The organism is Methylobacterium sp. WL116 (assembly GCF_008039455.1).
Taxonomy (GTDB): domain Bacteria; phylum Pseudomonadota; class Alphaproteobacteria; order Rhizobiales; family Beijerinckiaceae; genus Methylobacterium.
Window position 1 is genome coordinate 1 of sequence record NZ_VRUV01000222.1, and the last position, 7,246, is coordinate 7,246.

General features: G+C 71.5%; 8 protein-coding genes. 2 read left to right on the forward strand and 6 right to left on the reverse strand.

Annotated elements, in window-relative coordinates:
* Both FV223_RS15975 and FV223_RS15980 read right to left on the reverse strand, forming a co-directional pair.
* Positions 1-601, reverse strand: a 601-nt coding sequence (locus FV223_RS15975; protein ID WP_147727961.1) for a hypothetical protein, incomplete at its 3' end; no start/stop codon positions are given.
* 17 nt (positions 602-618) lie between these two features.
* Positions 619-1,155, reverse strand: a complete 537-nt coding sequence (locus FV223_RS15980; protein ID WP_243938115.1) for an invasion associated locus B family protein — start codon at positions 1,153-1,155, stop codon at positions 619-621.
* Positions 1,156-1,431: 276 nt separating this feature from the next.
* Between FV223_RS15980 and FV223_RS15985 the strand changes: the two genes are divergently transcribed.
* Positions 1,432-1,806, forward strand: a complete 375-nt coding sequence (locus FV223_RS15985; RefSeq protein WP_147727962.1) for a hypothetical protein — start codon at positions 1,432-1,434, stop codon at positions 1,804-1,806.
* 207 nt (positions 1,807-2,013) lie between these two features.
* Here the strand turns inward: FV223_RS15985 and FV223_RS15990 are convergent, their stop codons facing one another.
* The 4 genes from FV223_RS15990 to FV223_RS16005 form a co-directional block, all read right to left on the reverse strand.
* Positions 2,014-2,748 carry a SprT family zinc-dependent metalloprotease gene (locus FV223_RS15990; protein WP_147727963.1) on the reverse strand — a complete coding sequence of 245 codons (735 nt, stop codon included), beginning with the start codon at positions 2,746-2,748 and terminating at the stop codon, positions 2,014-2,016.
* Between the two features lie 85 nt (positions 2,749-2,833).
* Complete coding sequence (gene phaZ / locus FV223_RS15995; protein WP_147727968.1) at positions 2,834-4,111, reverse strand: polyhydroxyalkanoate depolymerase; 1,278 nt, start codon at positions 4,109-4,111, stop codon at positions 2,834-2,836.
* Positions 4,112-4,320: 209 nt separating this feature from the next.
* On the reverse strand, positions 4,321-5,397 hold the full coding sequence (locus tag FV223_RS16000) for a tartrate dehydrogenase (RefSeq protein WP_147727964.1): 1,077 nt from the start codon (positions 5,395-5,397) through the stop codon (positions 4,321-4,323).
* Between the two features lie 42 nt (positions 5,398-5,439).
* On the reverse strand, positions 5,440-6,738 hold the full coding sequence (locus FV223_RS16005) for an MFS transporter (RefSeq protein ID WP_147727965.1): 1,299 nt from the start codon (positions 6,736-6,738) through the stop codon (positions 5,440-5,442).
* Between the two features lie 156 nt (positions 6,739-6,894).
* On the opposite strand from FV223_RS16005, the gene FV223_RS16010 reads away from it, so the two are divergent.
* The coding region (locus tag FV223_RS16010; protein ID WP_147727966.1) for a GntR family transcriptional regulator at positions 6,895-7,246 on the forward strand (352 nt) is incomplete at its 3' end.

The following is a 7,246-nucleotide window of genomic DNA, read 5'->3' on the forward strand; positions in this document are numbered from 1 at the left end:
CCTGGGCGGCGCCCCGAAGGCGGCGGGGTTTCGGCTTCGCCGCCGCCGCCTTCGGGGCGCCGCCCAGGCCGACGACGATCTCGTAGTCGGCGCTCACGGCGGCCGGCACGGGGATGTCGTCCTCCACCACCGTGGCGAAGCCCTGGGCCTCGCCCGACCCGACCGAGACCGCGACGCGGCGGGTGCGGGTGCTGACGGTCTTGTCGTCGTGCTTGATCGCGATGGTGAAGGGCACGTCGAACCGGCCGGGCGCGCCGGAGGGGCCGAGCAGGACGCGGGCCTCGATGCCGACCTTGACCGTGATCGACCCGTCCGCGCGCCGGGTGCACTCGCGGGCGATGCGCCCGAGGGAGACCTGGCTGCGGATGCCGGCGCCGGTGGCGCCGGCCGGGTTGGTGAGCGCGGCGCCGCCGTCCGGCACGTCGACGGTCGGGCAGTTGGGCGCCTCGAGCTCCTTGGGCTGCGACGGCGGCACGGTGGTGCCGCCGTACTTGAGCAGGTTGGAGAAGATGTTGCCCTCCTCGGCACCCGCGGGCGCCGCGCCGAGCGCGAGGGCGAGCCCGCAGAGGGCCGTTCGCCCGATCCCCAAAGCCCCGATCATGCCGCGCCTCCCGATGCTCACTTCAGGCTGTCGAACCCGGCCGCGAAGCCCTTCATCGACAGCGGGATGCCGACGCCCTCTTCCGGCGTCTGGAACACAATGAAGGTCGCCTGCGTGCCGGCCTTGAACTGGCGCACGAGGCCCTCGTCCATCACCACCTCGGCGACGCAGCCGGTGGTGAGGCAGCGCACGAAGCCGGCGCGGCCGACGTCGGTCTGGTCGATCTTCAGACCGAGGCCCGACGGCAGCAGCACGCCGAGCGGCGCGACCACGCGCAGCAGGTAGCCGCGGTTGTCGGCGGTCTTCAGGACGATGACCACCAGGGTGAGGTTCGGGCGGTCCTCGGCGGCGAGATACTGCACCATGGCGCATTGCTCGGCCTTGGCGCCGGCCGGGGTCTCGCAGCGCAGCTGCCAGTCCTCGAAGGTCTTGCGCACCATGCCCTGCGCCTGCGCCGCGCCGCCGAGGCCGCCCAGCAGGCCGCCGGCGAGGGCCACGGTTGCCAGCGCCGACGACAGGCGCCTGACACGGTCGAAACTCCTGTGCAGCCGCACCGACGATCCCTTCACGAGCGCGCCCCCGAGCCCGTTGCGGGCGGGAGGCCTTGCCGAAAACCCGGGTGTTCCGACCATGCGGGGCCCGGCGCTGTCAAGCGAGCCGCGCCGGCGCGCGCGGCAAACGCGCGGGCCTCAGCGCCGCCTCGTCCCGCCCGGGCCCGAAACGCGGCGGCCGGACACCGTGCGGACCGAATGTTGCCACAATGCGCTATCGCCGGGGCGCGCCGCGACCTAGATATCGCAGCGATGCATCATCACACGAGAGCCGGCGCCATGCGTGTCCTCGCCCTGACGGTCCTGCTGCTCGGCGCCACCGGCGTCGCGGCGACGGCCGAGCCGCTTCCGATCGGCGAGACGACCTACGTCGAGCGCTCGCTCAACCGCAGCGGCCTGCTCACGGTCGAGCATCCGCCGGTGGAGGTGAACCCCTACGGCCGCCGCAACGGCAACGCCGCCATCGCCGGCTTCTGCCGCGAGGGCGGGCTGATCCGTCGCCGCGACGAATTCGGCAACCCGATCGTCGTGCGCCAGCGCGAGCTCTGCGACAGCGTCGCCCCGCGCACCCTCGATCCCGGCGAGGTCGACCCCCGCCCGGCCTGGCCGGCGGAACGGGTCTCGCGCGAGCGGGTGCTGCGCGCGAAGGGGTGAGATTCGCGAAGCCGCACCGTTCGCGCACGCGGTTTCACGCCCCGTCCCGTCATCCCGGAGCGCCGAAGGCGAGCCCGGGATCCAGAACCGCAGGTCGTGTTCCCGTATGCGCCGTCGCGGCTCTGGATCCCGGGCTCCGCTGCGCGGCCCCGGGATGACGGGGAGGGACCGGTGGAATGGCGCGTCCTCGGTCCGCGATCCGCACCCTCACCCGTAGCGATGCAGCGCCGTGCCGTTGCGCTTGAGCCAGGCCTCGGCCGCGTCGACCTCGGGGCAGAGCTGGCCGAGCAGCGTCCAGAACCGGGCCGAATGGTTCATCTCGCGCAGGTGCGCCATCTCGTGGGCGACGAGGTAGTCGAGCACGACGGGCGGCGCGAGGATCAGGCGCCAGGAGAAGTTCAAGGCGCCGCCGGCGGTGCACGAGCCCCAGCGGCTGCGCGTGTCGCGCACCGTGATCCGCACCGGACCCTGACCGAGCTTGGCCGTGTAGTGCGCCACCGCACGCGCAAGGTCGCGGCGCACCTCCCCGTCGAGGAAGGCCTGCACCCGGCGGGCGACGTGCTCGGGCCCGCAGGAGACCGACAGCACCGGCTCGGCCGCGTCGGCCTCGATCCGGGTGATGCCGCTGCGCGAGCCCCGCCGCACGATCCGGTGCGGCACGCCGCGCAGGGGCACCATCGCGCCCTCCGCGAACGGCACCCGCTCGGGCACGCGGGCGAGGCGCGCGGCGATCCAGCCGCCGTGGCTCACGGCGAAGCGCTGGGCGGTGCTGATCGCGCTGCGGGCCGGCAGGGTGATCACCACTTCGCCGGTGGCGGCCGAGACCCGCAGCGTCAGGCGCCGCGCGGTCGGGCGCCGACGCACCGCGACGCGGTAGGTCTCGCCGTCGTGCACGATATCGAGATGGTCGGGATCGGGGCGTCGCAGCAGCGCGAAGGGCATGGCGCCAGTCTAGCTGCGTGGCCGCCGCCCCTCCAGGGCGGCGACGCCAGATTCCGGCGCGTTTTCGCCCCGTCGGAAGCGCCGCTCAGCTCGCGAGCTGAATCGGCGCCGCGGCGTCGGCCGGAAGCCCCTGCATCGCGCGCACGAAGGCGGCGATCCGCGGGGCGATGATCGTGCGGTAGCGCGAGCCGTTGAACACGCCGTAATGCCCGACGCCCGGCTGCAGGTGGTAGGCCTTGCGCTCCTGGGGCAGGTTCGGCGTCAGGTCGAGGGCTGCGAGCGTCTGGCCGACGCCGGAGATGTCGTCGTTCTCGCCCTCGACCGCGAGGATCGCGCAGCGGCGGATCGCCGTCAGGTCGACCGGCACGCTGCGGTGGCGCATCGTGCCCTTGGGCAGGTCGTGGTTCACGAACACCGTCTCGACGGTCTGGAGGTAGAACTCGGCCGTCAGATCCATCACCGCCAGGTACTCGTCGTAGAACTCGCGGTGCTTCTCCGCCGAATCGCCGTCGCCCTTCACGAGATGGTCGAACATGTCGGAATGGGCCGTCACGTGCCGGTCGAGGTTCATCGCCATGAATCCCGAGAGCTGCAGGAAGCCCGGATAGACCGCCCGCCACGCGCCCGGATGGATCGGCGGCACGTAGGAGATCGTGTTGGTCTCGAACCAGGCCTGCCCGCGCTCCTGCGCCATGCAGTTCACGGCGGTGGGCGAGCGGCGGGTGTCGATCGGCCCGCCCATCAGGGTCATCGAGACCGGCACGCCGGGATCGCCCGCGGCCTCCATCACCGCGATCGCCGCCAGCACCGGCACCGCCGGCTGGCACACGGCCATCACGTGCAGGTCCGGCCCGAGCGCGGCGAAGATCGCCTTGCAATAGTCGATGTAGCTGTCGAGATCGAACCGGCCGGCGAGCAGCGGCACCATGCGCGCATCCGACCAGTCGGTGACGAAGACGTCGTGGTTCGGCAGCATCGCCTCGACGGTGCCGCGCAGCAGCGTCGCGTAGTGGCCCGACATCGGCGCGACCACGAGGAGCTTCGGCTGCGGGCTGGCCGGCGGGGTCGCGAAGGCGCGCTCGAACGCGATCACCCGGCAGAACGGCCGCTCCCACACGATCCGCTCGGTCACCGGCACGGCGACGCCGTCGACGACGGTCTCGGACAGCCCGAAGGCCGGCTTGCCGTAGCGGCGGGTGGCCCGCTCGAACATCTCGCAGCCGGCGGCCATCGAGCGGGCGTAGGGCGAGTAGGCGAGCGGGTTGGCCGGGTTCTGCAGGCCGAACCGCGCCATGTCGGCGGCCATGCGCGCCGGCGCCATCAGGAACCGCATGCCCTCGAAGGCGGTGTAGGCGAGATCCATCCGGGCCATCGAACGCTCCTTCGCCCGGACGCAGCCGTCGGGCGTTGCAGGCAACCACCTTACCCGGGCGATGGTTCCGGTGAAGGCCCGTCGCGCGGACGTGATGCGATGGTCCTCGGCTCGTTACGCGACACGGCGTGGTCGAGGCGCGGGTCCCCTCTCCCGGACGGGAGAGGGGCGGGGCGGTGCTTCCCGGCCCCCCGAACGACCTACGCGTTGTCGCCGCGGATCGCGGCGATGACCGCGTCGGTGACCTGGCGCGTGGTGGCGGTGCCGCCGAGGTCCGGCGTGTGCAGGCTCGGGTCGGCGGTGACGCGCTCGACCGCGCGCATCAGCCGGTCGGCCGCCGGCGCCTCGCCGAGATGCTCCAGCATCTGGCACGCGGTCCAGAAGGTGGCGATCGGGTTGGCGATGCCCTTGCCCGTGATGTCGAAGGCCGAGCCGTGGATCGGCTCGAACATCGACGGGTAGGTGCGCTCCGGGTTGATGTTGGCGGTCGGCGCGATGCCGAGCGAGCCGGCGAGCGCCGCGGCGAGGTCCGAGAGGATGTCGGCGTGGAGGTTGGTCGCGACGATGGTGTCGAGGGTCTGCGGCTTCATCGTCATGCGCATGGTCATGGCGTCGACCAGCATCTTATCCCAGGTCACGTCGGGAAAGTCCCGGGCGACCTCCGCCGCGATCTCGTCCCACATCACCATGGCGTGGCGCTGGGCGTTCGACTTCGTCACCACGGTCAGGAGCTTGCGCGGGCGCGACTGCGCGAGCTTGAAGGCGTAGCGGATGATCCGGTCGACCCCGGAGCGGGTCATCATCGAGACGTCGGTGGCGACCTCGTTCGGATGGCCCTGGTGCACGCGCCCGCCGACGCCCGCATACTCGCCTTCCGAGTTCTCGCGCACGATCACCCAGTCGAGCTCCGGCCCCGACACGTGGCGCAGCGGCGAGGTGATGCCGGGCAGGATCCGGGTCGGGCGGACGTTGGCGTACTGGTCGAAGGGCTGGCAGATTGCGAGCCTGAGGCCCCAGAGCGTGATGTGGTCGGGCACGTCGGGCGCGCCGACGGCGCCGAAGAAGATCGCGTCGTGGTGGCGGATCTGGTCGCGCCCGTCGGCGGGCATCATCACGCCGTGGCGCTTGTAGTAGTCCGAGCCCCAGTCGAAGTGGTCGAACCGGAAATCGAAGCTGCCGGCCTTCTCGGCGAGCGCGTCGAGCACCTCGATGCCGGCGGCGATGACTTCGATGCCGATGCCGTCGGCGGGAATGGCGGCGATTCTGTAGGTGGTCATGACGGGTCTCCGTGGGATGCGGTGCGCGGATCGAGCGGGGTTCTAGCGCGCGGTGGCGCCGGCCGGCTCGGCCCGCCGCCCGGAACGGGCGACGACGAGCGTGAGGACGGCCGAGAGGACGAGGAGCGCCGCCACGAAGACCAGGCCGCCGGTGAAGCTGCCGGTGCGGTCCTTGATCCAGCCGATCGCCCAGGGGCCGACGAAGCCGCCGAGGTTGCCGATCGCGTTGATCGTGGCGATGCCCACCGCCGCGGCCGAGCCGGACAGGAACATCGTCGGCATCGCCCAGAGCGGGGGCTTGGCCGCGCTGATGCCGACGTTGACGAGGCTCAGGGCCGCGACGACCGCCAGCGTCGAGGCGGCGCCGCCGGCCAGCATCAGGCCGGCCGCCGCGACGAGGCAGGCGACGACCACGTGCCAGGTGCGCTCGCCGGTCCGGTCGGAATGGCGCGCCCACAGAATCATCGCGACCACCGCGATCGTCGGCGGCACGGCATTGAGGAAGCCGACCGCCAGCGTCGACAGGCCGAAGCTCCTGATGATCTGCGGCGCCCAGATGCCGAGCGTGTAGAGGCCGGCGGAGGTGCCGAGATAGATCAGCGCGAGCGCCAGCACGCGGATGTCGGTGATCCCGGCCATGAGGCCGTGCTTGGCGTGCACCCGCTTGCCGGCGCGCTCGGCGTCCATCTCCGCGACGAGCCAGGCGCGCTGGTCGTCGGCGAGCCACGTCGCCTTCTCGGGCCGGTCGGTGAGGTAGAACAGCACGACGACCCCGAGGATCACGGCCGGCACCGCCTCGACGATGAACATCCACTGCCAGCCGTGCAGGCCGAGGAGGCCCTCCATCTCCAAGAGCGCGCTGGAGAGCGGCGAGCCGAGCAGCACCGAGATCGGCGCCGCCGCCATGAACAGCGAGACCACCGCCGCGCGGTAGCGGGCCGGGAACCAGTAGGTCAGGTAGAGGATGATGCCGGGAAAGAACCCGGCTTCCGCCGCGCCGAGCAGGAAGCGCAGCACGTAGAAGCTGGTCTCGCCTTGGATGAAGGCGAAGGCGCCCGACAGCATCCCCCAGGTGATCATCACCCGGGCGATCCACAGGCGCGCGCCGACCTTGTCGAGGATGTAGTTCGAGGGCACCTCGAACAGGAAGTACCCGAAGAAGAACACCCCGGCGCCGAAGCCGAACACCGCCGAGGTGAAGCCGAGGTCCTTGTTCATTGTCAGGGCGGCGAAGCCGATGTTCACCCGGTCGATGAAGGCGACGAAGTACAGCAGGCAGATAAACGGCACCAGGCGCCACGCGACCCGGCGCATGGTCGCCTGCTCGACCGAGCGGTCCATCGTGTCCTCCTCGGATGGGCTCCGGCGATCGAGTCGGTCTTCAGTGCCAACTTCCATGCAAGATGGCATGTGGTAAGATATTGCAGGCGGCCGCGTCAAGCCTGCATTGCAGCCTCCATGGAAGCTGATAGGCCTGCGCCGCGGTGGGAGGTCGTGATGGTTCGGGTGCGTGCGGAGAAGGCCGAGGAGGGCGACCGGCGTCCCTCCCTCGTCGACGACGCCTATGCGGCGATGAAGGAGGAGATCCGCGAATCGCGGTTTCCGCCCGGGTACCAGGCCTCCGAGCAGGAGATCGCGCTGCGCCTCGGCATGAGCCGGACGCCGGTCCACGAGGCCGCCATCCGCCTGCAGGAGGACGGCCTCGTCCGGATCCTGTCGCGCAAGGGCATCGTCATCTGCGCGCTGGCGCCGGCCGACATGCGCGAGATCTACGACGTGGTGATCGCGGTCGAGGGGCGGGCGGCGGCGCTGATCGCGGGCCTGCCGGAAGCGGAGCGCGAGGCGGCGG

Bases quoted from the DNA above. Each gene is read 5' to 3' on its own strand.
- phaZ (WP_147727968.1), bottom strand. From the start codon at position 4,111: ATGGATCTCGCCTACACCGCCTTCGAGGGCATGCGGTTCCTGATGGCG.
- FV223_RS15990 (WP_147727963.1), bottom strand. From the start codon at position 2,748: ATGCCCTTCGCGCTGCTGCGACGCCCCGATCCCGACCATCTCGATATC.
- FV223_RS15985 (WP_147727962.1), top strand. From the start codon at position 1,432: ATGCGTGTCCTCGCCCTGACGGTCCTGCTGCTCGGCGCCACCGGCGTC.
- FV223_RS16005 (WP_147727965.1), bottom strand. From the start codon at position 6,738: ATGGACCGCTCGGTCGAGCAGGCGACCATGCGCCGGGTCGCGTGGCGC.
- FV223_RS16000 (WP_147727964.1), bottom strand. From the start codon at position 5,397: ATGACCACCTACAGAATCGCCGCCATTCCCGCCGACGGCATCGGCATC.